Source organism: Ruminococcus sp. RTP21204st1_B2_RTP21204_210225, assembly GCF_040914135.1.
Classification (GTDB): Bacteria; Bacillota; Clostridia; order Oscillospirales; family Ruminococcaceae; genus Hominimerdicola; species Hominimerdicola aceti.
In genome coordinates this window covers 1-2375 of sequence record NZ_JBCPGA010000098.1, presented here as the reverse complement: position 1 = coordinate 2375, position 2375 = coordinate 1, and the positions used below count along the sequence as shown (strand labels likewise).

Sequence of the window (2375 nt, the reverse complement as noted above, 5' to 3'; positions counted from 1 at the left end):
ACTGTTATTCCAAGGCTTTTAAGCTCCCTTATATTTTTCAGGCAGTCCTTTGTGTTTCTTGCGAAACGGCTGATAGATTTGGTATATATCCTATCTATCTTACCTCTGCGGCAATCCTTTATCATTCGCTGAAACTCGTCGCGCTTGTCCTCTCGGGTTCCGGTGATACCCTCGTCGGCATAGATGTCTACAAGCTGTTCGGTTTCCGAGCCTTCAAAAGCCTTTTCATAGTACCTTGTTTGTGCCATAAAGGAATTGAGCTGATCCTCGGAATCGCTTGATACTCGGCAATAGGCGGCACAACGGATCTTTGTATCTTGTTCTTCTGTTATAGTCGGCTGTATCACCGTTACTGTAGGCATTTTGTTCACCTCCGTTTTACTAACAAGGATACCACAATTCTTTCTGAATTTGAATCACCAAACTCAATGAAATTATCTGTCCGAATCTGTGAAATCCATACATTTGTCGGTTTCTGCGGCTGCTCTGCACAGACACATTGCAAACACTCCAATAATTCCGCCGATAAATATTCCGATAATAAATCCTAACATCTCAATTTCTCCTTAAGCTGCGTCTTTTGAAGACGGATAATTGTATGCGTCCTGAGTGTTTCTCATATTGATAACATCTACCTGATCTTCACTGAACCAAGCACTGTGTTCCTGAATAAATTGTTTCATAAAGTAATCCATTATTTCTGCCTGTCCGAATTTAGTCATTAAAATCCACTCCTATACTTATTTTCATTGCTTTGTTTATCTCGTCCATAATTTCTTTATCAAGCGACCCAACATACTCTCGCAATCTGTATCTGTCTATCGTCCGTATTTGCTCCGCAAGAACAATTGAGTTTCTGGGCAATGCTTTTGAACCTTGGATATAAATATGAGTAGGCAGATAGTGCTTTTTTGCCGTTGAAATCGGCAGAACTACCAGAGTAGGACTATACTTATTTCCCACATTATTCTGCACAATCAGCACAGGGCGGATACCGCCTTGTTCCGAACCGACAACGGGATCAAGGTCTGCATAAAAAATATCTCCTCGTTTAATCAGCATTTTCCTTCACCTTTTTCTTTAGAGTTTCAAAAACTTTCTTATTCCTTATACAGCTACGAAACGGACAGAACAGCACATTTGTATCTCTGACATACCACACGCAGCCGCAGCATGAATGTTTCTTCGATAATCTGATTGTAGGAGCAGGAATATATACTCCAAATTTATTATATTCGTACTGAAAATCTGATTTTTCAGGCTTAACTTTTTCACTCATATATCAGCCTCCTGACTTTTGTTAATTTATATGTAACAGGTGGTCTGCAAAAGTGTGCAAACCGCCTTATATTCGTTTTGCCTTCGTCCGATTCATTTTATTTCGGACGTTTTCCGTGATATTTATTCAACGCTTTGAAAAAGCGTTTTATCCGATCACGGCGGAACATCGGAAACGATGAACAGCTTATTCATCCCATGGACATCTCATCCCTCTGAGGTTCTCTCAGAGCCGCCCCCATTGCTTGAGTCTGTGGCTGGGCGGAAGTATCATTATCCTCCTGCGCTTCATCGCCGTTCCGTAAAGCTGTTCCGGATTTTGAAGCTTCATATTTGTCGCTCGTCCAATTGGAGTCTTGGCGTATGGCTTCTCTGGCTGCCGAGATTTTATACCGGCCGCAAGATTGATGTATTCCCGATGCTGATATTCAATTTTCAAGATGCTTAAGGAGCTTTTATTCTCCTTACACTTGTATAGGGGTAGAAGTCGGATATTTAACAACCGTTTTTTATTGCAATTTTAAAAGTTTGTTAAGTTTGCATAAAATCCTACGTTTCTTTTTGTGTATATTTTGCTGAGTGGTATGCAGCAAGGAAGCGCACTCAGCTTCTGTTTTATTCTCAAAATATATCATAGCAATCAATCTTCGTTCATCATCGGTTAGTTTATCCAGACATTTATACAGCCGACCAAATTCTATATTTTGTATCACACTCTTTTCTACCGCATCATTTTCTGTATGTAATTCATGAAAATTTTCGAGTTCTCCATCAATGTTTCCCTTCAATGCCGAAAACTGTATCTCATGCTTGTAGAACGACTTGTCGTTATCGTCAATATTCCACTGAGTTCTGTTGTAATATGTACGAATATTTTCAGTGACTTCAACCTCGACATATTTCTTGGTTATCGTGTCATAAACACGAACTGTATTTTTACTCATTTTTTATTCCTCCGTTTTGATTTTTTTGTTTGAATCAAAACGAAGGCTATGGGTATTTGGCAATTAAGCATTGCCATGTCTTAAAAATGGACATAAAAATAGACCTTTCTGCTTTTAAAACAAAAAGGTCTGATAAAAAAGGAGTATAACTTT

General features: G+C 39.0%; 6 protein-coding genes. All 6 read right to left on the bottom strand.

What is annotated here, in order from left to right:
• Positions 1 to 362: recombinase family protein (locus tag AB5123_RS14130; protein WP_368364980.1), on the bottom strand; the 362-nt coding region annotated here is incomplete at its 3' end.
• Between the two features lie 72 nt (positions 363 to 434).
• Entirely contained in the window at positions 435 to 554 is a 120-nt protein-coding gene (locus AB5123_RS14125; protein WP_118160462.1) for a DUF3789 domain-containing protein, read from the bottom strand.
• Between the two features lie 12 nt (positions 555 to 566).
• Entirely contained in the window at positions 567 to 722 is a 156-nt protein-coding gene (locus AB5123_RS14120; protein ID WP_215650656.1) for a hypothetical protein, read from the bottom strand.
• Complete coding sequence (locus tag AB5123_RS14115; protein ID WP_368364979.1) at positions 715 to 1062, bottom strand: type II toxin-antitoxin system PemK/MazF family toxin; 348 nt, start codon at positions 1060 to 1062, stop codon at positions 715 to 717. Before AB5123_RS14115 ends, AB5123_RS14120 begins: the two co-directional genes overlap by 8 nt.
• Positions 1052 to 1279 carry a hypothetical protein gene (locus AB5123_RS14110; protein ID WP_368364978.1) on the bottom strand — a complete coding sequence of 76 codons (228 nt, stop codon included), beginning with the start codon at positions 1277 to 1279 and terminating at the stop codon, positions 1052 to 1054. Before AB5123_RS14110 ends, AB5123_RS14115 begins: the two co-directional genes overlap by 11 nt.
• A gap of 508 nt (positions 1280 to 1787) precedes the next feature.
• Entirely contained in the window at positions 1788 to 2222 is a 435-nt protein-coding gene (locus tag AB5123_RS14105) for a sigma-70 family RNA polymerase sigma factor (protein ID WP_368364977.1), read from the bottom strand.
• Positions 2223 to 2375 lie beyond the last annotated feature (153 nt).

Excerpts from the sequence above, each read along its gene's own strand:
- AB5123_RS14120 (WP_215650656.1), bottom strand. The coding sequence starts at position 722 with ATGACTAAATTCGGACAGGCAGAAATAATGGATTACTTTATGAAACAA.
- AB5123_RS14115 (WP_368364979.1), bottom strand. The coding sequence starts at position 1,062 with ATGCTGATTAAACGAGGAGATATTTTTTATGCAGACCTTGATCCCGTT.
- AB5123_RS14110 (WP_368364978.1), bottom strand. The coding sequence starts at position 1,279 with ATGAGTGAAAAAGTTAAGCCTGAAAAATCAGATTTTCAGTACGAATAT.
- AB5123_RS14105 (WP_368364977.1), bottom strand. The coding sequence starts at position 2,222 with ATGAGTAAAAATACAGTTCGTGTTTATGACACGATAACCAAGAAATAT.
- AB5123_RS14125 (WP_118160462.1), bottom strand. The coding sequence starts at position 554 with ATGTTAGGATTTATTATCGGAATATTTATCGGCGGAATTATTGGAGTG.